20 protein-coding genes and 1 tRNA gene are annotated in these 26,600 nt (G+C 73.3%); 14 read left to right on the forward strand and 7 right to left on the reverse strand.

All coding sequences use genetic code 11. The annotated features are described in order from the left end of the window. Positions 1 to 28: 28 nt before the first annotated feature. The 3 genes from AC2EAQ_RS06605 to AC2EAQ_RS06615 are packed head-to-tail and all read left to right on the forward strand — an operon-like array spanning position 29 to position 7,235. Positions 29 to 1,213: a vWA domain-containing protein gene (locus tag AC2EAQ_RS06605; RefSeq protein WP_484641029.1), complete on the forward strand. Its 1,185-nt coding sequence runs from the start codon at positions 29 to 31 to the stop codon at positions 1,211 to 1,213. Next, the gene (locus AC2EAQ_RS06610) at positions 1,210 to 3,087 is read left to right on the forward strand and encodes an autotransporter assembly complex protein TamA (protein WP_484641030.1); all 1,878 of its coding nucleotides are present in this window, start codon (positions 1,210 to 1,212) and stop codon (positions 3,085 to 3,087) included. Before AC2EAQ_RS06605 ends, AC2EAQ_RS06610 begins: the two co-directional genes overlap by 4 nt. Then, a complete protein-coding gene (locus AC2EAQ_RS06615) occupies positions 3,084 to 7,235 on the forward strand; it encodes a translocation/assembly module TamB domain-containing protein (protein WP_484641031.1) in 4,152 nt (1,383 codons plus the stop codon). The genes AC2EAQ_RS06610 and AC2EAQ_RS06615 overlap by 4 nt, the downstream gene beginning before the upstream one ends. 5 nt (positions 7,236 to 7,240) lie before the next feature. Here AC2EAQ_RS06615 and AC2EAQ_RS06620 read toward each other — a convergent pair whose 3' ends face one another. Beyond that, positions 7,241 to 8,962 carry an acyltransferase family protein gene (locus AC2EAQ_RS06620; protein ID WP_484641032.1) on the reverse strand — a complete coding sequence of 574 codons (1,722 nt, stop codon included), beginning with the start codon at positions 8,960 to 8,962 and terminating at the stop codon, positions 7,241 to 7,243. 95 nt (positions 8,963 to 9,057) lie between these two features. Here AC2EAQ_RS06620 and AC2EAQ_RS06625 point away from each other — a divergent pair. The 6 genes from AC2EAQ_RS06625 to AC2EAQ_RS06650 all read left to right on the forward strand — a co-directional run bounded on the left by AC2EAQ_RS06625 (position 9,058) and on the right by AC2EAQ_RS06650 (position 13,273). Further along, positions 9,058 to 9,132: transfer RNA gene (locus AC2EAQ_RS06625), tRNA-Arg, on the forward strand. A 7-nt stretch (positions 9,133 to 9,139) separates the two neighbouring features. Next, a complete protein-coding gene (gene modB, locus AC2EAQ_RS06630; RefSeq protein ID WP_484641033.1) occupies positions 9,140 to 9,814 on the forward strand; it encodes a molybdate ABC transporter permease subunit in 675 nt (224 codons plus the stop codon). Continuing rightward, positions 9,811 to 10,572, forward strand: coding sequence for a molybdate ABC transporter substrate-binding protein (gene modA, locus AC2EAQ_RS06635; protein ID WP_484641034.1), 762 nt, complete (start codon positions 9,811 to 9,813; stop codon positions 10,570 to 10,572). The genes modB and modA overlap by 4 nt, the downstream gene beginning before the upstream one ends. Continuing rightward, the gene (locus AC2EAQ_RS06640) at positions 10,569 to 11,279 is read left to right on the forward strand and encodes an ATP-binding cassette domain-containing protein (protein WP_484641035.1); all 711 of its coding nucleotides are present in this window, start codon (positions 10,569 to 10,571) and stop codon (positions 11,277 to 11,279) included. Before modA ends, AC2EAQ_RS06640 begins: the two co-directional genes overlap by 4 nt. A gap of 3 nt (positions 11,280 to 11,282) precedes the next feature. Beyond that, positions 11,283 to 11,990 carry a c-type cytochrome gene (locus AC2EAQ_RS06645; RefSeq protein ID WP_484641036.1) on the forward strand — a complete coding sequence of 236 codons (708 nt, stop codon included), beginning with the start codon at positions 11,283 to 11,285 and terminating at the stop codon, positions 11,988 to 11,990. Further along, positions 11,987 to 13,273 (forward strand): c-type cytochrome, encoded by a 1,287-nt coding sequence (locus tag AC2EAQ_RS06650; RefSeq protein ID WP_484641037.1) that lies wholly within the window; start codon positions 11,987 to 11,989, stop codon positions 13,271 to 13,273. Before AC2EAQ_RS06645 ends, AC2EAQ_RS06650 begins: the two co-directional genes overlap by 4 nt. 13 nt (positions 13,274 to 13,286) lie before the next feature. Here the strand turns inward: AC2EAQ_RS06650 and AC2EAQ_RS06655 are convergent, their stop codons facing one another. The 4 genes from AC2EAQ_RS06655 to AC2EAQ_RS06670 are packed head-to-tail and all read right to left on the reverse strand — an operon-like array spanning position 13,287 to position 17,835. Next, positions 13,287 to 15,815 carry a cache domain-containing sensor histidine kinase gene (locus tag AC2EAQ_RS06655; RefSeq protein ID WP_484641038.1) on the reverse strand — a complete coding sequence of 843 codons (2,529 nt, stop codon included), beginning with the start codon at positions 15,813 to 15,815 and terminating at the stop codon, positions 13,287 to 13,289. 13 nt (positions 15,816 to 15,828) lie between these two features. Beyond that, a complete protein-coding gene (locus AC2EAQ_RS06660; RefSeq protein ID WP_484641039.1) occupies positions 15,829 to 16,638 on the reverse strand; it encodes an ABC transporter substrate-binding protein in 810 nt (269 codons plus the stop codon). 11 nt (positions 16,639 to 16,649) lie between these two features. Then, positions 16,650 to 17,438, reverse strand: a complete 789-nt coding sequence (locus AC2EAQ_RS06665; RefSeq protein WP_484641040.1) for an HD-GYP domain-containing protein — start codon at positions 17,436 to 17,438, stop codon at positions 16,650 to 16,652. 25 nt (positions 17,439 to 17,463) lie between these two features. Beyond that, on the reverse strand, positions 17,464 to 17,835 hold the full coding sequence (locus tag AC2EAQ_RS06670) for a response regulator transcription factor (protein WP_484641041.1): 372 nt from the start codon (positions 17,833 to 17,835) through the stop codon (positions 17,464 to 17,466). Positions 17,836 to 17,934: 99 nt separating this feature from the next. Here AC2EAQ_RS06670 and AC2EAQ_RS06675 point away from each other — a divergent pair, with 99 nt between their 5' ends. The 4 genes from AC2EAQ_RS06675 to AC2EAQ_RS06690 all read left to right on the forward strand — a co-directional run bounded on the left by AC2EAQ_RS06675 (position 17,935) and on the right by AC2EAQ_RS06690 (position 21,819). Next, on the forward strand, positions 17,935 to 18,606 hold the full coding sequence (locus tag AC2EAQ_RS06675) for an excisionase family DNA-binding protein (RefSeq protein WP_484641042.1): 672 nt from the start codon (positions 17,935 to 17,937) through the stop codon (positions 18,604 to 18,606). Further along, the gene (locus AC2EAQ_RS06680; protein ID WP_484641043.1) at positions 18,603 to 19,328 is read left to right on the forward strand and encodes a response regulator; all 726 of its coding nucleotides are present in this window, start codon (positions 18,603 to 18,605) and stop codon (positions 19,326 to 19,328) included. Before AC2EAQ_RS06675 ends, AC2EAQ_RS06680 begins: the two co-directional genes overlap by 4 nt. Positions 19,329 to 19,478: 150 nt before the next feature. Next, the gene (locus tag AC2EAQ_RS06685; RefSeq protein WP_484641044.1) at positions 19,479 to 20,003 is read left to right on the forward strand and encodes a chemotaxis protein CheW; all 525 of its coding nucleotides are present in this window, start codon (positions 19,479 to 19,481) and stop codon (positions 20,001 to 20,003) included. A 22-nt stretch (positions 20,004 to 20,025) separates the two neighbouring features. Further along, positions 20,026 to 21,819, forward strand: a complete 1,794-nt coding sequence (locus AC2EAQ_RS06690; RefSeq protein ID WP_484641045.1) for a methyl-accepting chemotaxis protein — start codon at positions 20,026 to 20,028, stop codon at positions 21,817 to 21,819. Between the two features lie 69 nt (positions 21,820 to 21,888). Here AC2EAQ_RS06690 and AC2EAQ_RS06695 read toward each other — a convergent pair whose 3' ends face one another. Both AC2EAQ_RS06695 and AC2EAQ_RS06700 read right to left on the reverse strand, forming a co-directional pair. After that, the gene (locus AC2EAQ_RS06695) at positions 21,889 to 22,275 is read right to left on the reverse strand and encodes a response regulator (protein WP_484641046.1); all 387 of its coding nucleotides are present in this window, start codon (positions 22,273 to 22,275) and stop codon (positions 21,889 to 21,891) included. 58 nt (positions 22,276 to 22,333) lie between these two features. Continuing rightward, positions 22,334 to 24,268 (reverse strand): sensor histidine kinase, encoded by a 1,935-nt coding sequence (locus tag AC2EAQ_RS06700; RefSeq protein WP_484641047.1) that lies wholly within the window; start codon positions 24,266 to 24,268, stop codon positions 22,334 to 22,336. 249 nt (positions 24,269 to 24,517) lie between these two features. Here AC2EAQ_RS06700 and AC2EAQ_RS06705 point away from each other — a divergent pair, with 249 nt between their 5' ends. Then, the gene (locus tag AC2EAQ_RS06705; RefSeq protein ID WP_484641048.1) at positions 24,518 to 26,590 is read left to right on the forward strand and encodes a sensor domain-containing diguanylate cyclase; all 2,073 of its coding nucleotides are present in this window, start codon (positions 24,518 to 24,520) and stop codon (positions 26,588 to 26,590) included. The last annotated feature ends 10 nt before the right edge of the window (positions 26,591 to 26,600 follow it).

Below are 26,600 nucleotides of genomic sequence, written 5' to 3' on the forward strand. Positions count from 1 at the left end.
ACAATCGGCTGCAGCCCCTGCCCGCCCGATGCTGATCGACTTCTTCTACACCCTGCGCGCCGCCAAGCTGAAGGTGTCGGTGAAGGAGTACCTCACGCTGCTCGAGGCGCTGCAGGCCGGCGTCATCGACGACGACGGCGGCCCCACGGTGGACAAGTTCTACTACCTGGCGCGCACCTCGCTGGTCAAGGACGAGGCCCAGTTCGACAAGTTCGACCGCGCGTTCGCGGCCTACTTCAAGGGCGTCGAGCTGCTCACCGACTTCGCCCAGGACGTGCCGCTCGAGTGGCTGCGCAAGACGCTGGAACTGGAGCTCTCGCCCGAGGACAAGGCCGCCATCGAGAAGATGGGCTGGGACGAGCTGATGGAGACGCTGAAGAAGCGCTTCGAGGAGCAGAAGGAGCGCCACGAGGGCGGCAACCGCATGATCGGCACCGGCGGCACGAGCCCGTTCGGCGCCTACGGCTACAACCCGCAGGGCATCCGCATCGGCCAGGCGGCCGGCCGCAACAAGAGCGCGGTCAAGGTGTGGGACCAGCGCGCCTACAAGGACTACGACGACACCAAGGAACTCGGCACGCGCAACATCAAGGTCGCGCTGCGCCGGCTGCGCCGCTTCGCGCGCGAGGGCTCGGACCTCGAGCTCGACCTCGACGACACCATCCACAGCACCGCGGCCAACGCCGGCCTGCTGGACATCAAGCTGGTGCCGGAACGGCACAACAAGGTGAAAGTGCTGTTGCTGATGGATGTCGGCGGCACGATGGACGAGCACATCCACCGCGTCGAGGAGCTGTTCTCCGCCGCCAAGAGCGAGTTCAAGCACCTGGAGTTCTACTACTTCCACAACTGCGTCTACGACTTCGTGTGGAAGAACAACCGCCGCCGCTTCAGCGAGAAGTTCTCCACCTGGGACCTGATCCGGCGCTACAACCGCGACTACAAGCTGGTCTTCGTTGGCGACGCCACGATGAGCCCTTACGAGATCCTGCAGCCCGGCGGCAGCGTGGAGTACAACAACGAGGAAGCGGGCGCCGAGTGGCTGCAGCGCCTGACCAATGCCTTCCCCAAGTACGCGTGGATCAACCCCGAGCCCCAGGGCGTGTGGCAGTACCGCCAGAGCATCGCGATCATCGGCCAGCTGATGGGCCAGCGCATGTTCCCGCTCTCGCTGGCCGGCCTCGAAGGAGCGATGCGGCTGCTGTCCAAATGACGCGCCGCGCGATCGCCTGGCGCCGGCTGGGGGCTGCCCTGGCGCCGCTGCTGCTGGCCGGCTGCGCATCGCTGCGCGAGGCGCCGGCCGCCGACGCGCCGCCGCCCCCCCCGCCCCCGGTGGACGTGGTGGTCGAGGCGCCGGACGACCTGCGCCGCCTGCTGCTGACCCACCTCGACCTGGCCCGCCTGGCGCGCGACGCCGCCGGCGAGCCGCTCGGCGACAACGAGCTGCGCCGGCTGGAGAACGCCACGCCGGCTGAGGCGCGCGCGCTGCTGGCCACCGAGGGCTACATGGACGCCGAGGTGCGCACCGAGCGCGGCTTCGACAGCGTGAGCCTGCCGCCGCGCCCGCGGGTGCGCGTGATCGTCGCGCCCGGCCCGCGCACGCGCGTGGCCGGCGCCACGCTGCAGGTGCGCGGCGCGCTGGCCGACGCCGCCGCGGCCGGCGACACCGAGGCCCGCGCCCTGTTGGCGCAGTGGCGCGCCGACTGGCCGCTGGCCGCGGGCAGCACGTTCTCCAACGCCGCCTGGCGCGACGCCAAGAACGCCGCCATGGCCCGCCTGCGCAGCGCGGGCTATGCCGCGGCGGCGTGGCAGTCCACCGCCGCCGACGTCGACGCCGACACCGCGCGCGCCACGCTGGCGCTCGAGGCCGACTCCGGCCCGCTGTTCCGCACCGGCGATCTGGTGATCGAGGGGCTGGCGCGCCACGACCCCGCCAGCGTGCGCAACCTCGCCGGCTTCTCGCCCGGCACGCCGGCGTCCGAGTCGCTGCTGCTGGACTACCAGGAGCGGCTGCAGCGCTCGGGCCTGTTCGAGCGGGTGTCGGTCACGCTCGACGCCGACCCGTCGCGCGCAGCAGCGGCGGCGGTGCAGGTGCGCGTCGGCGAAGCGCCGCTGCAGCAGGCCACCGTGGGCGTGGGCTACAGCGCCAACACCGGCGCGCGGGTGTCGGCGGAGCACCTGCACCGGCGACCCTTCGGCCAGCGCGCCACCCTGCGCAACAAGATCGAATGGGGCTCGAAGCGCTCGGCCTGGGAGGGCGAGCTGGCCTCGCATGCGCAGCCCGGGCTGTACCGCAACCTGCTCGGTGGCGCGGCCGAGCGGCTGGAGTCCGACACCGACGTGGTGACCTCGCTGCGCGCGCGCCTGGGCCGCAGCTACGACACGCAGCGCATCGAGCGCCTGGGCTTCGCCGAGGTGGAGCGCGTGCGCACGCTGCCGGTGGTCACGCCGCTGTCTGGCGCGGGCACCCGCACCGACCTGATCGCCGCCACGCTTAACTTCCACGGCATCTGGCGCGACGTCGACAGCGTGGTGCTGCCCACGCTGGGTCAGAGCCTGGCGCTGCAGACTGGCGTGGGCCGCGTGCACAGCATCGACGAGAGCGGGGCCACCGGCCAGGGCAGCGGCAACTTCTCGCGCCTGTACCTGCGCGCCAACGTGTGGCGTCCGCTCGGCCAGCGCTGGTTCGCGCAGGCCCGCGTCGAACTGGGCCAGGTGTTCGCCGGCGACGACGTCGACGTGCCCGAGACGCAGCGCTTCCGCGCCGGCGGCGACGATTCCGTGCGCGGCTATGCGTGGCGCTCGCTGACGCCGCAGGTGGCCGGCGTGGACGTCGGCGGCCGCGTGCTCGCCACCGCCAGCGTCGAGATCGCGCGCCCGGTGAGCGAGCGCCTGCCCAGCGTCTGGTGGGCGGCCTTCGTCGACGCGGGCAATGCCGCGGCGAACTGGGGCGACTTCAAGCCAGCCTGGGGCGCCGGCCTGGGCGTACGCTGGCGCAGCCCGGTGGGCCCGCTGCGCGCCGACCTCGCCTGGGGCGACGAGGTCCGCAGCTGGCGCCTGCATCTGTCGGTGGGCATCGCGTTTTGAACCCGACCCCGCCCGCGCGCGCCCCGCGCCGCCTGCGTCCGCTGGCCCTGGCCGGGACGGCGGTGCTGCTGTCGCTGGCCTCGGCCGGCGCCGCCCTGGGCGTGCTGCTGCACACCGAAGCCGGCTCGGCCTGGGTGCTGCGGCAGGTGCCCGGCCTGACGGTGGAACAAGCGCAGGGCCGCGTGTTCGGCGGCGCCTTCGCCGCCGAGCGGGTGACGCTGAAGGCCGGGGCGCGCCCGGTGGTGCTGCACGGCCTGGGCTGGCGCGACACGAACTGGGCCTGGCGGCCGCACGACGGCGCCTGGCTCGGCCTGAACGTGCAGGCGCCGTCGGTGCGCCGCATCGAGATCGGTGCGTCCACCGACACCACGCCGCCGTCCCCGCCGCGGTCGCTGCGGCTGCCGCTGGCGCTGCAACTCGACGGCCTGACCGTGGACCGCGTGGACTTCGAGGGCCGCGAGCTGGTGTCGGGCCTGACGGCCCGCGTCGAGCTGGGCCACGGCCGCGGCGCCGAGCACCGCGTCGAGCAGCTCGCGCTGCGCACCGCGCTGGCCCGCGTCGAGGGTCGGGCGCAGATCGGCGCCGACGCGCCCTTCGACGTGTTGGCCACGCTGGACGCGCGCTCGGCCGACGGCGTGGCCTGGCCCTGGCAGGCACTGCTGCAGGCGCGTGGCCCGCTGTCCACGCTGGAGGCCCAGGCCCGCCTGACCAGCCCGCGCTCGGCCGGCGCACAGCTCGACGCGAAGGCCACGCTGTCGCCCTTTGCCGCCTGGCCGCTGGCGGCGCTGCAGGCCAGCGCCACCGACCTCGACCTCGCCGCCCTGGTGCAGGGTGCGCCGCAGACGCGGCTGTCCGGCCGCGCCACCCTCGACACGCGGGCGCTGGACCAGCCGATGACGGCGCGCGCGAGCCTGACCAATGCGCTGGCCGGGCGCTGGGACGCGCAGCGCCTGCCGCTGCAGGCGCTCGACCTCGACGTGTCCGGCCGGGCCGACCGGCGCGACCGTCTCGACGTGCAGCGCTTCGAGCTGCGGCTGGCCGGCGACGGCGGCCGCATCGGCGGCCAGGGCCACTGGCATGCCGACGCGGTGCGCCTGCAGCTCGCGCTGCAGGGCGTGCGGCCGGCCGCGCTGGACGCGCGTGCGCCGGCGATGACGCTGGGCGGTACGCTGGCGCTGGACCTGCAGGGCCTGCCCGCGCCGGACGGATCGCGCCCCGCGGCCGCGACGCAGCGCCTGCGTGCCGAAGCGGCGCTGGACGGCCGCGGTGACGGCGCGCGCGGCGCGCCTGCGCGCGTGCGCGGCACCGTGCTCGCGCAGCGCGACGCGGACGACTGGCGCGTGCAGATCGACGGCCTGGAGGCTGCGGCCGGCACGGCGCAGCTCAACGGGCAGGCCACCGTCGAGCGGTCTCGTGCCACGGGATGGCGCGTCGCCGGGCAGGCCGGGGCGCAGGGCTTCGATCCGTCACTGTGGTGGGCCACGGCGCCGCGCGCCCAGCTCGACGCGCGCGCGCAGCTGCGACTGTCCGCGCCGGCGACCACCGACTGGCCGCTGCGCACCGCGGCCGCCTGGCAGGCCCTTCGCGGCGAGGCCCGGCTGGAACTGCTGGCGCCCAGCCAGGTGGCCGGCGTGCCGCTGCAGGGCGTGCTGTCGGCCGACGGCCGCGAGCCCGGCTGGTCCGTCGACGCCGACCTGCTAGCGGCCTCCAGCACCGCCCGCCTGCGCGGTCGGCTCGCGCCGCGCGCCGAGGACGACCGCTGGCAGCTCGACATGGACGCACCGGCGCTGGCCGCGCTGCGGCCGCTGCTGGCGGCGCTGCGCGCCGGCAGCGCCGCCGACGGCCTGGCCGGCACGCTGAAGGCCGACGTGCAGGCGCAGGGCCGCTGGCCGGCGCTGCGCACGCAGGGCAGCCTGCGCGCCGACGCCCTGCGTGTCGGGCCGGCGTCGGCCCAGCGCCTGGCGGCACGCTGGCAGGCCGGTCCGGACCGCGACGCAGCGCTGTCGCTCACCATCGACGGCGAGCGCGTGGCCCACGGCAGCACGGCTCTCGAATCGATGCGCGGCAGCGTCGGCGGCAGCCTGGCCTCGCACACGCTGCAGCTGGAGGCGCTGTCGGCGCTGCGGCCGCCCGCCTGGACCGACGCCCTGCCCAGCGGCGGCACGCAGCGCGGCAGCCGGCTGCTGCTGCGCGCCGACGGGCGCTGGACCGCGGCGCCGCCGCCCGCGCGCGGCAACCCGCCGCCGGGGCCGCTGGCCGGCCAGTGGCAGGCGCGCGTGGTCGAACTGGACGCGCGCGGCCGCGACGCGGCGCAGCCCTGGTTCAGCGCCCGCGACGTGCCCCTGCAGGCCGTGCTGGACGACACCGGTGCGCTGGTCCAGGCCGGCGCCGGGGCCGGCCGCGCCAGCCTGCTCGGCGCGGCCGTCACCTGGCGCGAAGCCCGCTATGCCGCGCCGCGCGGCGCGCAGCCGGCGCAGATCGCGCTCGACGCCGAACTGGAGCCGATGGCGCTGGCGCCCTGGCTGGTGCGGCTGCAGCCCGACGCCGGCTTCGGCGGCGACCTCACGGTCAAGGGTCGCGCCATCGTGCGGCGCCTGCAGGGCTTCGAGGCCGACCTCGTGCTCGAGCGCGCCGGCGGCGACCTCACCGTCACCAGCGACGGCGTGACCCAGCCGCTGGGCCTGACCGACCTGCGCCTGGCCATGGCGGCAGGCGACGGCACCTGGCACTTCACCCAGGCCCTGGCCGGCGCCAACATGGGCGTGCTGGCCGGCGCCCAGTCGATGCGCGTGTCGCCGCAGGCCACCTGGCCCGCGCCCGACACGCCGATGCAGGGCGTGCTCGAGTGGCGCGTGGCCGACCTCGGCGTGTGGGCGCCGTTCACGCCGCCGGGCTGGCGCGTCGGCGGCACGCTGCGCACCAGCGCCGCACTCGGCGGGCGCTTCGGCGCCCCGGAGATCGAGGGCCGCATGGAAGGCAGCGGCCTGGCACTGCGCAACCTGCTGCAGGGCGTGGACGTGCGCGACGGCGAACTGGCGCTGTCGCTGCGCGGCATCGACGCGCGCATCGAACGCTTCGAATTCAAGGGCGGCGACGGCACGCTGCGGCTGGCCGGCGGCGCCACCCTCGGTGCCGACCCGGTGACGAACCTGCAGCTCGTGGCGCAGCGCTTCCGCCTGCTCGGCCGCGCCGACCGGCGCATCGTGGCCAGCGGCGAGGCCACGCTGGCGCTGGACCGCAGCTCGGTCGCGCTGGACGGCCGCTTCGTCGTCGACGAGGGCCTGATCGACGTGTCGCGCGGCGACGCGCCGAGCCTGGACGAGGACATCACCGTGCGCGGCGGCCGCCATGCGCAGCGGCCGGCGCCGCCATCGGGCGCGGCCAGCGCCGCCGAAGCGGCCGATGCAGCCAGCGCACCGCCCCGCCGTGCGGCGCGCCCGGTCGCCGTGCGCCTGGGCGTGCAGGTGGACCTGGGACGCCAGCTGCGCCTGCGCGGTCGCGGCCTGGACACCCGGCTGGCGGGCGTGCTGACGGTCAGCGCGCCGGGCGGGCGGCTGGCGCTGAACGGCCAGGTCAGCGCGCAGGACGGCAGCTACGCCGCCTACGGCCAGAAGCTCGAGATCGAGCGCGGCGTGGTCAGCTTCGTCGGCCCGGCGGAGAACCCGCGCCTGGACATCTTCGCGGTGCGGCCCAACCTCGACGTGAAGGTGGGCGTGCTGGTGGGCGGCACGGCGCAGGCCCCGCGCGTGCGCCTCGTCAGCGAGCCCGAGATGAGCGACTACGACAAGCTGTCGTGGCTGGTGCTCGGCCGCGCCAGCGACGGCCTGGCGCGCGCCGACACCGCGCTGCTGCAGCGCGCCGCGCTGGCGATCCTGGCCGGCGAGAACGAGAGCCCGGACACGCTGCTGCTGGCCAACCTGGGGCTCGACGAGCTGTCGGTGCGGCAGAGCGACGGCGAACTGCGCGAGACCGTCGTCACGCTCGGCAAGCAGCTGTCGCGGCGCTGGTACGTGGGCTACGAGCGCGGCGTCAACAGCACCACCGGCACCTGGCAGCTGATCTACCGCGCCGCCCAGCGCTTCACGCTGCGCGCGCAGAGCGGCGCCGACAACTCGCTCGACGCGATCTGGACCTGGCGCTGGAACTGAGCGCGCTAGTTGCCGCCATTGACTGCGTCCACCACATGCTGGGCCACCTTCACCGCGCCTCGCACACTCAGGTGATCCCGATCGCGGTACATCAGCATGTCGCCGCGATCGACACGGCAAATTGGGCCGTCACAGAGCGCATCAAGCACGTCGACGACTTCCACGCCTGACGCTGCCATCTCCGAACGCAACGACGCCTGGCGGCTCTGCGCGTCCGAACGCTGGAAAGTGCAGTCGACCTTGTTTCCCAATGGCCTGGTGATGCAGTCGCGTGGCGAGAACGACAGATCCGGCACGCTGGTCAGAACGACGACCCTCTTGCCTTCCAGTGCCCGAACTGTCGTGCCGATCGCCGCCGGCAATCCGGGGTAGGTCTCCCGGAAGGCGAGCACCACGGTTTCGTACTCAGATGCCGCCACCGCCGACAGCAGATCGGTGATCGAGCTGCACTTCCTGCCTTGGATGCCCGGCAGGTCGGCCGGAGCGCAACCGTGGCGAACGATGACGGACCACTTCCCCGGTTGCTGTTGCCGCAAGCCATTGAACAGAGCTTCGGCATGACTGTCGCCCAGCAGAAGGAACTGTCGACCGTCGGTGACGCACTCCTGCCGGGGCCCCTTCAGCCACTCATCGCAGGCGCCACCCGTAGGCTGAACCAGCTCCAGGTCCTTCACCTTGTCCGTCCGACTCAGGACCATGCCAGGAATGGCCGGAACCATCACGAGTGCAGACACGGACACCGCCGCCATCCCCGCAGCGAGGGCCACAGCGACTTGACGCCGATATGTCGACCGCACGGGCCGTTCGATCCAACGATACGTCAGCACCGCCAGCACAACGGACAGCACCACGGTCGCCAGGGTTACAAGACTTCCGGTGTGGCCCGTGATGCGCAGGAACGACAACAGCGGCCAGTGCCACAGATACAAGGGGTAGCTGACAAGTCCGATGGCCACCAGCCAGCGCACTTCGAGAAGGCGGCTTCGTCCTGCAACGGCACAGGCGGCCGCCACCGTGGCCACGGTCGACGTGAGTCCCAGGCCCATGTGCTTGCTGCACAGCAGCGCAGCAGCGACGCATAGGATCAGACCCGGAGTCCCCAAGCTGTCTCGTCTCCAACCGCCGATCGCCAGGGCCGCGCCGGCCAGGATCTGCCAGAACCTCGTGTGAGGAAGGAAGTAGCCGGCTTCGCCCTGCCAGACGATCAAGCCGAAGCTGGCGGCCATGCAGGCGAACGTCATGTGCAACCGCAGTCTCGCAGGGCAAGCGACCAGCGCGAGCGGCCACAGCAGATAGAACTGTTCCTCGACCGACAGGGACCAGAGGTGCAGAAGGGGCATCAACTGCGAATCCGGGGCAAAGTAGCCCTCCAGTTGCAGCAGATGGAAGTTCTGCATGAACAGCGCACTCGCAGCCGTGTGCCGCATCAGCGCCACCAGCTCATCTTCGAACAGGACGGTGAACCCGATGGCCGCGGTGGCCGTCAGCACCAGCAACAGTGCAGGGAAGATGCGACGGATGCGCCGGACATAGAAGTCCGTCAGCCCGAAGGTGCCGGCCCCCTGTCGTTCGATGATGTCGCGAGTGATCAGGTAGCCTGAAATCACAAAGAATACGTCGACGCCGACAAAGCCACCGGGCACCAGCGCGGGAAACGCATGGAAGCCGACCACGGCCATCACGGCCAGTCCTCTCAGACCATCGATGTCGAGACGGTACGGTTGCATCGAGAGAATGTACTTGCCGCGATTCGTCCAGGCCCCAGGCTCGATGCCGGTCGCGCCTGGCGCTGGAACTGAGCCTCCTACAATCCGGCTCCCCTGCCGCCGTAGTTCAATGGATAGAACGGGCGCCTCCTAAGCGCCAGATGCAGGTTCGATTCCTGCCGGGGGCGCCATTCGCCGATGCCTGACCTGCTTGCCCAGTTCGACGCCGCGCCGCTGGCCCTGACGCTGCGCGTGGCGTCGGTGGCCACGCTGCTGGCCCTGGCCGGTGGGGTGGCGCTGGGCTGGGTCGTGGCGCGCACGCGCCTGCCGGGCCGCCAGCTGCTCGAAGCCGTGTGCATGCTGCCGCTGGTGCTGCCGCCCACCGTGCTGGGCTATGCGATCCTGGTGCTGATGGGGCGCCGCAGCGCGCTCGGCGCGTGGCTGCGCGAGCACTTCGACTACACGGTCATCTTCCATTGGCACGGCGCGGTGATCGCCTCCGCGCTGGTGGCGCTGCCGCTGGTGCTCAAGGCCGCGTCCACCGCCTTCGCCCAGGTCGACCGCCCGCTGGAGGCCGCCGCGCGCACGCTGCGCCAGTCGGAGTGGAGCGTGTTCATGCGCGTGACGCTGCCGCTGGCGTGGCCCGGCATCCTGGCCGGCACGCTGCTGGCCTTCGCGCGCGCGATGGGCGAGTTCGGCGCGTCGCTGATGGTGGCCGGTTCGATCCCCGGCCGCACGCAGACGGCGTCGATGGCGATCTACGACGCCGTGCAGGCCGGCCAGGACGACGTGGCGCTGCTGCTCGTGCTGGCGGTGTCGGGCCTGTCGGTGGCGATCCTGCTGCTGGCCAACCGGCTGCTGTGGCCGCGATGAAGCGCCGCAGCGCCATCGCCGCGGTCGCCGTCGCCTCGCTGACGGGTGGCGGGCCGTCGATCGCCACCACGCCGTCGCTCACGGTGTCGGTCACCGCCAGCATGGCCGACGCCCTGCGCGAGATCGGCGCGCGCTTCCAGGCGGCGCGCCCGGGCGTGACGCTGCACTTCAACGCCGCCGCCTCGGGCGTGCTGGTGCAGCAGATCGTCAACGGCGCACCGGCCGACGTGCTGGTGTGCGCCGACGCCGAGTCGATGGACCGCGCGGTGCAGCAGCGCGTGGTGGACCCCACCACGCGGCGCGACTTCGCGGCCAACACCCTGGTGCTGGTGGTGCCGGCGCGCAGCGGCGCGCTGCCAGCCGGCGTGGCCGGCCTGACTGCGCCGGCGGTGCGCCGTGTGGCCATCGGCAAGCCGGCCACGGTGCCCGCCGGCCGCTATGCGCGCCAGGCGCTGGAGCACGCCGGCGTGTGGGCCGCCGTGCAGCCGCGGCTGGTGTATGCCGACCATGTGCGCCAGGTGCTGGACTACGTGGCGCGCGGCGAGGTCGACGCGGGCTTCGTCTACCGCACCGATGCGCTGGCTGCCGCCGGCGCCGTGCAGTTGGTGGACCCGGCGCCGGGGCACTCGCCGATCGCCTACCCGGTGGCGGTGGTGGCCGACAGCCGCCAGTCGGCGCTGGCGCGCGAGTTCACGGCCTTCCTGCTGACACCTCAGGCGCAGGATCTGCTGGCCCGCCGAGGCTTCGCACGCCCATGAGCGGCCCGACGTTCGACGTGTCGGTGGTGCTGTCGGTCAGCGACGGGCGGCGCCGCTTCGACCTCGACGCCCGCTTCGCCGCCGACGCCGGCGTGGTGGCGTTGCACGGCGCGTCGGGCGCCGGCAAGTCGCTCACGCTGCAGGCGATGGCCGGCCTGGTGCGGCCGTCGCGCGGCCATGTGCGCATCGGCGGGCGCACGCTGTTCGACGCCGCGCAGGGCGTGGACGTGCCGGCGCGGGCGCGCGCGCTGGGCCTGGTGTTCCAGCATTACGCGCTGTTCCCGCACCTGTCGGTGCGCGACAACGTGGCCTTCGGCCTCACCACGTGGCGGCGCGGGCTGGACCCCGACGGCGCGCGCCGCGTCGACGATCTGCTGACCAGCTTCGGCCTCGACGCGATGGCGCGCAGCCGGCCCGGCACGCTGTCCGGCGGCCAGCAGCAGCGCGTGGCGCTGGCGCGTGCGCTGGCCTGCGATCCGGCCGCGCTGCTGCTCGACGAGCCGTTCGCGGCCCTGAACCGCGCGCTGCGCGAGCAGCTTCGCGGCGAGTTGCTCGCGGTGCACCGGCGCTGGCGCATCCCGGTGGTGCTGGTCACGCACGACCCGGAGGACGTGGCCGCGCTCGCCGACGTGGCCTTCGAGTTCGACGACGGCCGGGTGGTCGGGCGCACCGACGTGCGCCCCGGCACGGCGGCGCAGGAGGGCTAGCGCATGGGCCTGCGCATCGCCGCGCTGCTGCTGGCCTGCTGCGCCCCGTGCACGGCCGCCCCCACCGCGGCCCCGCCGCCGCACCGCGTGCCCGACACGCTGGCCCAGCGCGTGCAGGCCTGCACCCCGTGCCACGGCGCGCAGGGCGTGGCCACGCGCGAGGGCTACTTCCCGCGCATCGCGGGCAAGCCGGAGGGCTACCTCTACCGGCAGCTGCTGAATTTCCGCGAAGGGCGGCGCCAGAACCCCGCGATGGCTCGGCTGGTGGAGAACCTGTCGGACGCCTACCTGAAGGAGATCGCGGCGTATTTCGCGGCGCTCGACCTGCCGCACGAGCCGACGCCTGCGCGCCCGGCCGACGCGCTGGCGATGGCGCGCGGCGCCGCGCTGGTGCGGCAGGGCGACGCGGCGCGTGGCGTGCCGGCCTGCGCCAGCTGCCATGGCGCCGCGATGACCGGCGTGGCGCCCGACGTGCCGGGCCTGCTGGGCCTGCCGCGCGACTACCTCATCGCGCAGCTCGGCGCCTGGCGTACCGGGCTGCGCCGTGCCCATGCGCCCGACTGCATGGCCGACCTCGCGCGCCGCCTGCCCGACGCCGACATCGCCGCCGTGGCCACCTACCTGTCGCAGCAGCCCCTGCCGCGCGACACGCGGCCGGCTGTATCGCTGCCCGCGCCGATGCCGCAGGACTGCGGATCGGTGGCCCGATGAGCCTGACGGTCCGTCCGCGCGGGCGCGTGGCGGTGGCGCTGGCCGCGCTGCTGGCCGCGTGCGCCGTGGTGGCCGGCAGCGTGGCCTGGCTCAACGGGCGCGGCGACGCGCACTTCGCGCAGGCCGACTTCACGGTGCCGGTGACGCCGGCCCTGGTGGTACGCGGCGCCTACCTCGCTCGCGCGGGCAACTGCGCCGGCTGCCACACCGCGCCGGGCGGTGCGCCCTATGCGGGCGGGCGCGGCATCGACACGCCGTTCGGCACCGTGTACGCGGGCAACCTCACGCCCGACGCCGCCACCGGCCTGGGCGCGTGGAGCGCGGGCGACTTCTGGCGCGCGCTGCACAACGGGCGCTCGCGCGACGGCCGCCTGCTCTACCCGGCGTTCCCCTACCCGGACATGACGCAGACCACGCGCGAGGACGCCGACGCGCTGTTCGCCTACCTGCGCACGCTGACGCCGGTGGCGCAGGCGCCGCGGCCCCATGCGCTGCGCGCGCCCTTCGACACCCAGGTGGCGCTCGCGCTGTGGCGCGCGCTGTACTTCCGCCCTGGGGTGTACGAGCCCGACGCCACCCGCAGTGCCGAGTGGAACCGCGGTGCCTACCTCGTGCGCGGGCTCGGCCACTGCGCGTCGTGCCACGCGCCGCGCAACCTGCTCGGGGCCACGCGCGACGCGCAGGGCCTGGGCGGCGGCGCGATCCCGGTGCAGGGCTGGGTGGCGCCGTCGCTGGCGGCCGCCGACGCCGCCGGCGTGCAGCGCTGGCCGCTGGACGACGTCGTGGCGCTGCTCCGGACCGGCGTGTCGCCGCAGGGCTCGGCCCTCGGACCGATGGCGCAGGTGGTGATGCGCAGCACCCAGCACCTGGACGACGCCGACCTGCGCGCGATGGCGACCTACCTGCAGTCCCTGCCGGCACGGGCCGCGGCCCGCGCCGCGCCGCCCGCGCCCGACCCGGCGTCGATGGCGCGCGGCGAGCGCCTGTACGGCGACCACTGCGCCGACTGCCATGGCCTCCAGGGACAGGGCGCCGCCGGGGCCTACCCGGCCCTGGCCGGCAACCGCAGCGTGCAGCTGGACGACCCGGCCAACGTGGTGCGCGTCATCGTCGAGGGCGGCTTCGCGCCGGCCACCGACGGCCACCCGCGGCCCTACGGCATGCCGCCGTTCGGTCACCGGCTGAACCGCGCCGAGATCGCCGACGTCGCGACCTACGTGCGCAATGCCTGGGGCCAGCGCGCCGGCGCCGTGCGCGAACTGGACGTGATCGACGTGCGCTGAGCGCCGTATGCCGTCACAGCGGCGAGGGCAGCGTCTCCACCTCGCCGCGCGCCGGCAGCACCACGTGGAACGCGGCGCCGCCGCCCGCACGGTTCTCGGCGCGGATGTGGCCGCCGTGCGCCTGCACGATCTTGCGGCAGATGGCCAGGCCCAGGCCGGTGCCGCCGGAGCCGTCCTTGGTGCGGGTGGACTGCACGAAGGCCTCGAAGATCGACTCCAGCTCCGCCTCGGGCACGCCGGGCCCGCGGTCGCAGACCGAAAAGCGCGGCTCGGCCTTCGCGTTGTAGCCGGCCTGGATCTCGATCGCGCTGCCGTCGGGGGCGAAGCGCAGCGCATTGGCCATCAGGTTGCGCGCCACCTGCTGCATGCGGGTGGCGTCCACCTTGGCCAGCACCGGTGCCTCCGGCAGCACGAGGTCGATCGACTGGCCGCGCTTGCCGGCCAGCACGCGCAGCTCGTCGGCCACCTCGCGCAGCAGCGGGCGCAGGTCGCTGCGCTCCAGGTCCACGCCGCCGATGGCGCTTTCGATCTTGGCCACGTCGAGAAGATCGTTCACCAGCGCCAGCATGCGGCGCCCGGCGGCATGGATGTCGCCGAACATCGCGGCGAAGCGCTCGTGCTCGCGCGCCCGCAGGCCGCCCAGTTCCGAGAAGCCGATGATCGACTGCAGGGGCGTGCGCAGCTCGTGGCTGATATTGGCGATGAACTCGGACTTGGCGCGCGAGGTCTCCTCCGCGGCCAGGCGGGCCGCGGTGGTGGCGCGCTCGGCCTCGCGGAACTCGGTCACGTCGATCACCACCGACAGCACGCCGGCTGCGCGACCATCGTGGCCGGGCACGCGCAGCTTGTTCACGACCACGTCGCGCGGCGAGCCGTCGGCATGGACGTACACCGCCTCGTAGCGCGCGGGCAGGCCGGTGGCGAGCACCTCGCGGTCCTCGCGCTCGCTGGCCTCGCGCTCGTGCGGCGCGAGGTGGGCGCCGGCGACCTGGCCCACCGCGTCCTCGCGACGACGTCCGGTGAAGGCTTCCCAGGCGCGGTTGACCAGCAGGTAGCGCCGGTCCGGATCCGTCACCGAGCTGGGCATCGGGTTGGCCTCGATCAGTTCCGCGGTGAGGGCGAGCTGCGCGCGCAGCCGCTGCTCGGCGGCCACCAGCGCCGACACGTCCACCGCACTGCCGGCAAAGCCGACGATCGCGCCGCTGTCCACCAGCGGCATCACCGACACGTCGAAGGTGTGGCCGGCCGTGCCCTTGCCGCGAATCACGAGCTGCGCGCGCCGCACGCCGCTGTCGGCATGATCAAGGTCGAACAGCGCACGGGCCGCGTCGCGCTGGGTGCGGTCGACGTAGTCCCACAGGTGGGCGCCCACCACCACGCCCCTGCCGACGACGGCGCTCCAGCGCCGCTCGTTGGCAAAGGTGAACGCACCGCGCACGTCGGTGCGGAAGATCAGCTCCTGCAGGCTGCGCACGGTGACGTTGAGCTCCTGCTCGCGGTGCGCCACCTGGGCGCGCGCCGAAGCCAGTCGGCCATAGGCCTGCTCGCGCGAGTTCGCGCTGCGGATGGCCACCGCCATCATCAGGGCCACGAACGCCAGCGCGAGCACGGCCGCCACGACGAGGTTGCGGATCTTCGCGATCCACTCCTTCAGCGCGCTGTCGGCCGAGTACTCCACCAGCACCGCGATGGGCCGCGTGGCGGACACGCGGAACGCCGCCTGCTGCTCGCCGGCGCGCAGGCCCGGGCCGGCCCACTGGCCATGCTCACGCGCCGGCAGGAAGCTCGTGAACGGCGGCAGCCCGGCCACCGACTCGCCGGGCACCTGGGTCACGCCGCGTGTGGCCGCGATGAGCTGACCGTCGAAGGTGGTGAGCGCGGCGGCGGCATCGTCCTCGCCGAGCGAGGCCTGCTGGAAGGTGGCGAAGGCGCCGGCATTGATCAACGCCAGCAGGTAGACGCGCTGGCCGTGGGGCGCCACCACGCCGTAGATCAGCGGCAGGAAACCCACGCCGGGCGGCTGCGCCGCGGCGGACTTGCCGACCCGCAGGTCCGACAGGCCACGTCCGGCGACGAAGCGCCCGAGCCGGTCGCGGCCGGGCTCGGGCAGCGGCCCCAGCAACTCCAGATTCAACACGTAGCCCGAAGCTGCTTCTTCGGTGGACGACAGTACCCCGCCGGAGCCGTCGATGACGCCGAGCGCCCGCACGAACGGCAGGTTCACCAGGGTCTGCGCCATGGCGGCGCGGATCTCGGCGCCGTCGGGCGGTGCCCCGCGGGTCAGCGGCTCGGCCAGCGTGGCCGTGGCCAGCGCTGCGCCTTCCACGTTGCGCGTGGCGGCGTCGATGAACAGGCGCGCCATCAGCGCGTTGCGTTCGTCGACGTGCTGCCGCTCCTCCTCGTACTCGTGCCAGCCCAGCGCCGCGAAGGTGAGCAGCAGCACCGCCAGCACCGCCACGCCGACGGCCGCAAGCACGCGCGCCGGGTTCGCGCGCGGCGATCCGTCGGCGGGGGGGGCGAGCCAGCGGCGCAGCAGGGTCACGGACGAGCGAGGCTCAGGGCTTCTGGACGATCGCGCTCAGGCCATGCCGCTTCGCGGCGGCGTCGAGCCGGCCGTCGCGCTGGATCGCGGCGACGAACTCGTCCACCCGCGCCAGCCACGCGTCGTCGCCCGGCTTGACCGCATAGGCATAAGGCAGCACGTGGAAGGGCTTCGGCGGCGCCACCAGCTGCGCCCAGTCGGCGTTGTCGAGCAGGCGCCGGCTGTAGGGGTAGTCGGTCATGAACACGTCCACGCGGCCGGCCTCGAGCTCGCGCTCGCGCGTGGCCGGCGGGCTCACGCGCACAAGCCTGGCCTGCTTCAGGCTGGCCGTCATCACCGGGTCCATGAAGGTGCCGGCCTGCACCGCCACCACCACGCCGGGCTTGTCGATGTCCTCCCAGCGCGACACGACGCGGCTGCCCTTGGCCGCGACGCCGTAGACGTCGCTGCTGAGGTACGGGCGGGTGAACTTCAGGTGCTCCATGCGCTGCGGCAGCATGCCCACGGCGAACATCGCCACGTCGCAGCGATCGGCCTTGACATCGTCGATCAGCGTGGCGAAGGACGAGTCCACGTACTGCAGCTTCGCGCCGAGGTCGCGCGCGAACTCGCCGGACAGGTCGATGTCGATGCCGGCGAGCTGCTGCGTGCGCGGGCTGCGGAAGGTGATGCCGTAATAGTCCGGCCAGATGCACACGCGCAGGGCGCCGGTGCTGCGCACGCGGTCGAGTACCGGGCCGGCATGGGCAGCGACGCCGGCGCAGGCCAGCAGCAGGGCGGCGCCGATCTGGCGCAGGCCGGTCGGGATCGTGATGGGCTTCATGATCGTCTCCTTCAGGCGTCGACCTGCAGTTGCAGGTCGGCATAGCCGGTCAGCGCGGACAGCCCGAGCTGGTCGGCATTGATGCGGTCACGCAGGGCGAAAAGCTCCTCGGCGTGTTCGATGTAGGCGTCGACGACGCGCGGGTCGAAGGCGCGGCCGCGCTGTTCGCGCAGCATCTCCATCGCCTGGTCGTCGTCGAATGCGGGGCGGTAGCAGCGGTCCATCGTCAGCGCATCGCAGAAGTCGACCACCGCGACGATGCGGCCCGACAGCGGGATCGCCTCGCCCGCCAGCTTGCCCGGATAGCCGGAGCCGTCCCAGCGCTCGTGGTGCGCCAGGGCCACCTCGGCCGCCAGCTGGAACAGCGGGATGCGCGAGCGGCCGAGGATGTCGGCGCCGATCTTCGGGTGCTCGTTCATCACCGCACGCTCCTCCGGCGTCAGCGGGCCGGGCTTCTTGAGCACGTTGTCGGGGATGCCGATCTTGCCGATATCGTGCATCGGCGCGGCCTGGCGCAGCAACTGGGCGAACTGAGGCCGCTCGCCCAGCTTGAGCGCCAGCCGCTCGGCGATGTGGCCGATGCGCACGATGTGCACGCCGGTGTCGTCGTCGCGCAGTTCGGCGGCGCGCGCCAGGCGCAGCAGCGCGTCGTGGTGGGCGCGCGCCACTTCCTGCAGCGCCTCGTTGCGCTCGCGGTACATGCGGCCGAAGTCGGCCACCAGGCGCTGCATCTGGCGGTTGGCCGCGTCCGAGAAGCAGTTCTCGCCGTCGTCCAGGTTCGTGGTCATCTCGGTGTTCATGATGTTGTCTTCTCCCTTCGGCGTTTCAGTGCACGCCTTGAGCGTCGGCCACCAGGTCCAGCACCTGCATCGGGCTGAAGGGCTTCACCAGGTAGGCGTCGGCGCCGGCGTACTTGCCGGCGGCGATGTCGGCCTGGCTGCCGCGGGCCGACAGCACGATCACGCGCGACCGCGCCAGGCGGCCGTCGGTCTTGATGGCATGGCACAGGTCCAGCCCGTTGAGCGGGCCGGGCATCATCACGTCCAGCAGCACCACGTCCGGCTGGAGTCGGTGCGCCTGCTCCCAGCCGCTCTCGGCGTCGGGCGCCTCGTGGATCTCGCAGTCCTCCAGTTCCAGTGTCATGCGGATCAGGCGCCGGATGTCGGGCTGGTCTTCGACGATGAGGATCTTCTTCATGGGGGTGTGGACCGTTGGCATGGCGCAATTATGATCAAAATGAAACGTATCATTTCATTCCGGGTATTCACAACCGGCCCAAATCGGTAGAATTGCGCAATGCCCGTCACCTCCCCCGCCCCCCTGACCGATTCCGACGACTGCAGCACGCTCGAAGTGGCGCGCCGGCTCGGCATGGCCGTGCGCTCGGTGCAGCTGATGGTCGACCGCGGCGAGCTCGAAGCCTGGAAGACGCCGGGTGGCCATCGCCGCATCTCGCGCGCATCGGTCGACCGCTGGGTGGCCGAGCGCCAGCGCGGCCCGGCCGGGCCGGCCGGCTCCGTGGCGGCGCCCCCACCCCCCGCACCGCGCGCCGCCGGCGCACCGCGACGCGTGCTGCTGATCGAGGACTCCAACCACTACCAGAACCTGGTGCGCCTCCTGGTGCAGCAGCGCTTCCCCGATGTGGAACTGCACATCGCGCACGACGGCATCGAAGGCCTGGCCATGGTGGGCCGGCTGCAGCCCGACGTGCTGCTGGTGGACATCCTGCTGCCGGGCATCGACGGCGCCACGCTGGTGACCGGCCTGCGCTCGAGCACCGCGTTCGGCAGCGTGCGGCCGATCGTCGTCACCTCGCTCGAGGGCGATCAGCTCGCGCCGTATGCGTTCGCACTGGGCGGGCTGCCGGTGGTGCACAAGGCCCGCCTGGTGACCGACCTGCCGCCGCTGGTGGCGCAGGCCCTGGCCGAGGCGCAGGCCGCCCGGCCGCAAGGCGCGACCACCGCGTGAACGCAGCGCGCGTCGTGGTGGTCGACGACGACGCGTCGATCCGCCGCCTCGTCGAGCTGGCGCTCGAACCGCTGCCGATCGAACTGGTGCTGTGCGCCGACGTGCCCGCGGCGCGCGCCGCGCTGCGCGAGCGCCGCGCCGACCTGCTGATCACCGACATGATGATGCCGGGCGAGACCGGCATCGACCTGCTGCGTTCGCTGCAGGCCGACCCGTCCCTGCGCGGCGGGGCCCGGCTGGCGGTGTTCAGCGCCGGGCTCGACGGGGCGCGCCGCGCCGAGCTGAAGCTGCTCGACGTGTGGCGCCTGATCGACAAGCCGGTGTCCACGCTCGCGCTGGAAGCCTGCGTCTGCGAGGCGCTCGGCCTCGACCCCGATGCCGCGGCCGCGCCGCCGTCCGCCCCGGCGGACGACGATGCCGATGCGCAGGCCGCAGCCGCGCACTTCGGCGGCGACCTGGCCCTGTTCCGCGCCTTCCGCGACGGCTGTCTGGCGCAGTTTCCGCTCGACCGCGCGGCGGGCGACACCGCCAGCGCAGCCGGCGATGCGCCCGCGCTGCGGCGCGTGGCGCACAACCTCAAGAGCGTGCTGCGCCTGCTCGGCCTCGAGCCTTCGTCCCGGCTGGCCGCGCGCCTGGAGCAGGCTGCCGCCGACGGCGACACCGTGACCGCGCGGTCCTTGTGGACCGGCCTGCGCGACGACCTGCCACGCCCGCCGGGCTGACCTCGGCACCGGTATTTCTTCACGAAAGCCGGTTGAAAGTGTCATTTTTAATGATACATATGATTCGATAAGTGATTCGATAGGTATCATTTGTCCATCGATCGCGAAACACGGCTCCCCGGGCTGGCGCGGTCGACGCAAGAGGACACGATGAACCTGTCTCACCCCCCGATCGACACCCTGGCCACGGCAGCCGCCCAGGTGGCCGTGCCGGTCGCCGCGATGGCGCCGGCCGCGCCGGTGCGCGGCGTGCTGAGCTTCCAGCTCGGCGACCAGACCTACGCCGTGGACGTGCGCCGCGTGCGCGAGATCCGCCGCTTCGAGAAACCGACCCGCATCGCCGGCGCGCGTGCCGACGTGCTCGGCCTGATCGATCTGCGCGGCACCGTGGTGCCGGTGATCGACCTGCGCCTGCGCCTGGACGCCGGCCGCGCCGACTGCAACGCCACCACCAGCGTGGTGGTGCTCGAGGTCGGCAGCCACCTCGTCGGCGCCGTGGTCGACCTCGTCTGCGACGTGGTCGACCTGGAGCAGGCCGCGCTGCACCCGGTGCCGCCGCTCGAGAGCGACCGTCCGGTGGCCTACCTGCGCGGCCTGGCCACCGTCGGCGACCAGATGCTGCTGCTGCTGGACACCGACACGCTGCTTGGCGACGCCGTCGCCACCGAACACTGACAAGCCCACAAGGACACACGTCATGAACCGATTCAAGGTTGCCACCCGCATCCACCTGATCACCGCCCTGCTGTCGCTGCTGCTGCTGACGGTGGGCGCCTTCGGCCTGTGGGGCATCAAGGCCAGCAACGACTCGCTGCGCACCGTCTACGACGACCGCGTGGTGCCGATGCAGCAGCTCACTCAGATCCAGAAACTGCAGCTCGACGCCCAGATGGCGCTGCTCAACGCGATCGGCGACCCCCGGCCCGAGGAGATCGCCATCGCCCAGGCCACCGTCGCCAGCGCCGGGCAGGAGATCGGCAAGATCTGGACCGCCTACATGGCCACCTACCTGACGCCCGAGGAGGCCGTGCTGGCACGCGAGTTCGCCGCCGCCCACAAGCGCCTGGAGGCCGAAGGCATCAAGCCGACGCTCGACGCCGTGGTGGCGAACCGGCTCGACCATGCGCGCAAGCTGGCCGACGACACGCTGCGCCCGATGCAGGAGAAGGACGACCAGCTGATGACCGCGCTGATCAAGCTGCAGATGGACGTGGCCAAGGCCGAGTACGACGCCGCCACTGCGCGCTACGGCTGGCTGTTCGCGCTGGCGGTGGCGAGCGTGCTGGCCGGCGTCGGCGGCGCGCTGGTGGTCGGCACCCTGGTGGCGCGGAGCCTGGCCCGTGAACTTGGCGCCGAACCTTCCGAGGCCGCCACGGTGGCCCGCGCCGTGGCCTCGGGCGACCTGGGCGTGGAGATCGCGCTGCGCCCCGGCGACCGGAACAGCCTGATGGCGTCGATGCTGCACATGCGCAACAGCCTGCAGACCGCCGTGCGCAGCGTGCGCCAGAACGCCGACAGCGTGGCCACCGCGTCGGTGCAGATCGCCCAGGGCAACCTGGACCTGAGCCAGCGCACCGAGGAGCAGGCCAGCGCGCTGCAGCAGACCGCCGCGTCGATGGAGGAGCTGGCCACCACGGTGCAGCGCAACGCCGACGCCGCCCAGCAGGCCAGCCAGCTGGCCGCCAGCGCCACCGACACCGCGGTGCGCGGCGGCGAGGTGGTGGGCGAGGTGGTGTCCACGATGAAGACGATCGAGGACAGCTCGCGCCAGATCGCCGAGATCATCGCGGTGATCGACTCGATCGCCTTCCAGACCAACATCCTGGCGCTCAACGCCGCCGTCGAGGCGGCGCGGGCCGGCGAGCAGGGGCGCGGCTTCGCGGTGGTGGCCGGCGAGGTGCGTGCGCTGTCGCAACGCAGCGCCCAGGCTGCGCGCGACGTCAAGGCGTTGATCGGCACGAGCTCCGAACGCGTCGCCGCCGGTGCCGAACTGGTGGCCACGGCCGGCGCCACGATGGCCGAGGTGGTGCAGTCGATCCGCCGCGTCAACGATCTGGTGGCCGAGATCAGCGCTGCCAGCACCGAGCAGAGCGCCGGCGTCGCGCAGATCGAGACCGCGGTGACGCAGATGGACCAGGTGACGCAGCAGAACGCGGCGCTGGTCGAGGAGAGCGCCGCCGCCGCGGACAGCCTGCGCCATCAGGCGGCGCAGCTGCAGGAGACGGTGTCCGTGTTCCGTGTCGGCGAGGAGACCGCGGCCAACGCCCCGGCCGAGAGCGCCGTCACGACGGCCGCGGGTCCCAAGCCGGCCTTCGTGCCCGGCGCGCCCGACGGCGTCGAGCGCCGCAGCCCGAACCGCGCCCGCAACGTGGTGCGCCCCACCTTCACCAAGGGCGGGCCGACGCGCCCGGCGCAGAAGGTCTCCGAAGAAGGCGCGCTGATCGCCCGCGCGATGCGCACCGGCACCGACGACGCCTGGGAGAACTTCTGACCCACCCTCCGCGCAGCCGGAGTCGAGGGCGCCTTGCGGCGCCCTTTTTCTTCGCCGGGCCGCGCTTCGTTAACGGGGGACCTGATCCTGGGCACCCACCATGCGGGCGATGGTCTCGATCAGCTCCAGCGGGCTGAACGGCTTGGCCAGGAAGGCGTCGGCACCGGCCGCGACGGCGGCGGCGCGGTCGGTGGACTGGGCCCGTGCCGTCAGCATGACCACGCGCACACCGGCCAGGTCGGGATCGGCCTTGAGCTGCGCGCAGACGGCCAGGCCGTCGAGGTCGCCCGGCATCATCACGTCCAGCAGCACGACCTCGGGCCTGACGCGGCGCGCCAGCGCCAGACCCTCGGTACCGTTGGACGCCTCGTGCAGCTCGTGCGGTTCGAGCTCGAGCGACCAGCGCACGAGGCGCCGGATGTCGGGCTGGTCCTCGACGATCAGCAGCCGGCTCATGGCCGGGCCCTCCGCGCGGGGATGCGATCGGCCGATGGCGTGCAAAGGCGTGACATGTTCATGCTTCCTCCAGAACCTGCGGCGGCGTGCGCGCGGCCGCATCGGCCAGCGGCAGCCACAACGTGACGGTGGTGCCCTGTCCGGACTCGCTGGCCAGCGCCACGGTGCCGCCGAGCAGTTCGACGATCTCCTTGACGATGCTCATGCCCAGGCCGGTGCCGGGAATGGTGCCCGAGGCGTCGGCGCGGTAGAAGCGCTCGCTGACGCGGGCCAGCTGCTCCGGCGTCATGCCGATGCCGTGGTCGCGCACCTCGATGCCCAGGCGGCGCGCCGCGTCGTCGCGCAGCAGGCGCAGGTCGACGGCACCGCCCTCGGGCGAATACTTGTAGGCGTTGGACAGCACGTTGACCAGTGCCTGGCGCAGCTTGGCCGGGTCCACGTTCACCGGCGCCGGCGCGCCGCCCAGGTCCAGCTGCGGCTCGGCGCGCTGGGGGGGCGCGCGGAAGTCGGCCACCAGCACCGGCAGCAGCCGGGTCAGGTCGCAGGGCTCGAGCACGAAGTCCTGCCCGCGGCGCGCCTCGATGCGCGCCAGGTCGAGCAGCTCGTTGATGATGGCGATCATCAGCTCGCTCTGACGGTGGATCGTCGCCACCACCTCCTGCTGCCGCTCGGGCGACATGCGCCGGCGCAGCATCAGTTCCGAGAAGCCGTAGATGCTGGCCATCGGCGTGCGCAGCTCGTGCGCGGCCGTGGACAGGAACTCGCTCTTCATCAGGTCGACCTCGGTCTCGTGCGTCACGTCGCGCATCGACAGCACCTGCGACACGCCACCGCCGTGGCCCTGGCGCAGCGCGATTTCGAGCACGCGGCGCGCGGGCCGAGCCACGTCCAGGCGTTCGCGCCGGTCGGTCGGGCCGCCCTCCTTTCGCATTGCGGCCAGGCCGCGCCAGCTTGCGGCACCGTCGCACTGCGTGCGCAGCAGCGCCTCCACGCGCGCCTCGTCGGCGCCCAGCACCAGCGACTCGGCCAGGCCGGTCAGTCGCACGAACGCGGGGCTCGCATAGTGCACGCGGCGATGCGAGTCGAAGGACAGGTAGCCGTCGGCGCTGAGCGCGAAGATCGCGTCGAGCTGGTCGCCGCGCACGCGCAGCCGCTCCACCAGCACCTCGATCATCGACGAGATCGCCGCCAGGTCGTCGCTACCGGCCGCGGCCGAGGGCACTGCATCGGCGCGGGTCAGGCCCTCGAGTACATGGCGCAACTTCACCAGCGCGGCATCGCGCGAGCGCACCTCGTCGCGCAGGCGCGCCACGGCCCGGCCGAGCACGTCGAAGGTCTCGCGCAGCTCCAGTGGCACGTCCTCGGCGGCCGGCAGCGCCGGCACGGACAGGCCGTTGCGCAGCGCCTCGTCGAAGGCCTGCACGCGATGCAGGTTGCCGAGCCAGCGCACCAGCGCAAACCGGATCAGCACCAGGCCGCCGATGGCCGCGGCCAGCGCCAGCACCAGGGCCCAGCGCGTCTGCTCCCACAGGGTCCCGGCGATGCGGTCGGCGGCCAGGGTCATGCGCAGCACGCCATAGTCGCGGCCGCCCGCGGCGACGGGCTGGTTGATGTCGTACAGGCGGGCGGCCACCAGCCGCTCCAGCCACCGCGGCGGAGCCACGTCGAGCGCATGCCCGCCCGGCACGCGCAGCTCGCCGCCGCGCAGGTCGATGAAGCTGGCCGAGGCCATCGACGAGTCGCGCACCGCGCGTTCGAGCGTGCGGCGGATCGTGTCGTAGTCGCCGATCTCCGCGCTGTCGGACACGGCCGGCTGCACCACCGCGGCCAGCGACTCGGCACGCAGCTGCGCCTGCTCGAGCTCGACGCCGAACTGGTGGCGGTAGAACATCAGCAGGCCGCCGACGACGAACACCAGCAGCACCGCGGTGTAGAGCGCGTACACGCGCCCGACCAGGGTGCGGAACCACCAGTCGCGGGTCCCTCCGGGCATCAGCTCTCTCCGGGCGCCCGCGGGTCAGCGAAGCGCCGGCGGCGAAGGGGAGCGGACGAGTTCATGCGCGGCGCCATGGCGTTAGAGGCCCGGCACACCACGCCCCCCCCAAGGCGGCGCGGCGCAGGCCCTTCGGTTTATCGGCGCCGGTGCGCCCGGCCTTGAGCGCCATGCAAAGCCCCGGACTGGCGGGCTTTCGGCGCGCATTTCGCACGCTGGACACGCCAGCGGCGCCCCTAGCATCGTGCGATGGCCACGAGACCGCCTCCCGCCCGAGCTGCCGCATGGTCCGCGCCGGGCCGGATGCCGTCCGCGGCGGCGCGGCCCTGGTCGTCCCTGAAGATGCGCCTGGCGCTGCTGGGGGCGCTGCTGATCGCGCTCAGCGTCACGCTGACCGTGGGGCTGACCCTGCACACGCTGGACCAGCGCAGCCAGCAGGAAGCGCTCGACCTGTCCCTGGCCCAGACCCGCAAGGCGGCCCGCATGGTCAGCATGCGGCTGGTGCAGCTGCAGCTCGCGCTGCGCGCCGCTGCGGGCCGGCTCGATGCCGGCACGCCGGGCGACGTGGACGCCGCGCGGCGGTTCCTGGCCGAACGCGACGTGCTGGCGCAGGAGATGCACACGATCCTGGTCACCGACGCACGCGGCCGCGTGCTGGCGCTGCGCGACCGCCACGGCGTGCACCTGTCCGACCTGGACATCGGCGACCGCGCCTACTTCCGGCAGACGCTGGCGCAGCAGCGGCCGATCATCTCCGAGGCGCAGTCCGGCGAGGGCGGGCGCGAGGCGGGCGTGATGCTTACCTTCCCCGTGCGCGGGCCCGACGGCCGCATCGCCGCCGTGATCGCCGGCAGCATCGGGCTGGCCGGCAACGTGATCACCCGCGAGCTGACGGCCGACGACGAGGACGACCCCGCCCAGACGGTGATCGTGGACCCGCAGGGCCGCGTGATCGCGCACCCGCGGCGCGAGTGGCTGATGCGCGACGCCGCGCTCGAGCCCAGCCTCGCCGAAGCGGTGTCGCACTGGGTGGCCCAGGGCCGCCCGGTGGAGCCGAGCGGCCACGCCGGGCGCTACGGTGACTACATCGTGTCGCACGCCGGCGTGCCCGACGCCGAATGGGTGGTGTTCCGCACCGTGGCGCACGACCGGGTGCTGACCGGGCTGGCCGACGCGCGGCGCCAGGCGGTGATGGTGGGTGCCGGGGTTGCGCTGGCCGGCGGCATGGCGCTGCTGGTGACCACGTTCGTGATGCTGCGTCCGCTGCGCCGGCTGGAGGCCTGCGCCGGCGCGCTGGCGCGCGGCGACACGCCGAGGGACGACGAATGGCCGCAGGTGACCGGCGAGCTGGGCCAGCTCACCGACGTGCTGCGCGACGCGCTGCAGCAGCGGGCCGCGGCCGACGCCAAGGGCCGCGAACTGCTGCAGCGTCTGCAGGCGGTGATGGCGCATGCGCCGGTGGGCTTCGCCTTCACGCGTGACAAGCACTTCGAGGCGGTGAGCATGCAGTTCGAGCGCCTGCTCGGCTACCCGCCCGGCGCACTGGACTTCACGCCGGCGCGCCAGATCTACGCCAGCGACGCGGCCTACGACTCCCTGGGTGCGCGGGTGGCGGCGGCCTTCACCGTGCACCGGCCGCTGGACGAGGAACTGGAGTTCATCCGCCGCGACGGCAGCGTGTTCTGGGGCCGGCTGCGCGGCCAGCCCGTGCAGTGGGGCCACGCGGCGGGCGGCACGATCTGGACCCTGGAGGACGTGACCGAGCAGCGCCGCGAGCGCCAGAGCCTGGCCTGGACCTCGACCCACGACGCGCTGACCGGCCTGGTGAACCGGGCCGAGTTCGAGCGCCGCCTGGCCGAGCGGCTGGCGGAACGCCGCGACGGCGATGCCGCCCTGCTGTTCGTCGACCTCGACCGCTTCAAGGCGGTCAACGACAGTGCCGGCCATGCCGCCGGCGACGCGGTGCTGATCGAGGTCGGTCGCACCCTGGAGCGCCTGGTGCGCCACGGCGACACGGTGGCGCGCATCGGTGGCGACGAGTTCGCGGTGCTGCTGCCCGACTGCAGCCTGGACAGCGCGACCCGCATCGCCGAGAAGATGCGCTCCGCGGTGGACGCGCTGGAGGTGATGTTCGGCAGCACCCCCCTGCGCGTGGGCGCCAGCATCGGCGTGGCCGAGGTGGTCGCCGCGCACGGCGACGCTGCGTCGCTGATGGCCGCGGCCGACGCCGCCTGCTACGAGGTCAAGCGCGCCGGCCGCAACGGCGTGCGCCTGCACCGCGAGCCCGAGTCCCGCGGCGCGGTCGAGGACGCGATCGCTTGACGCGCACGCC

This window comes from Aquabacterium sp. T101 (assembly GCF_057219775.1).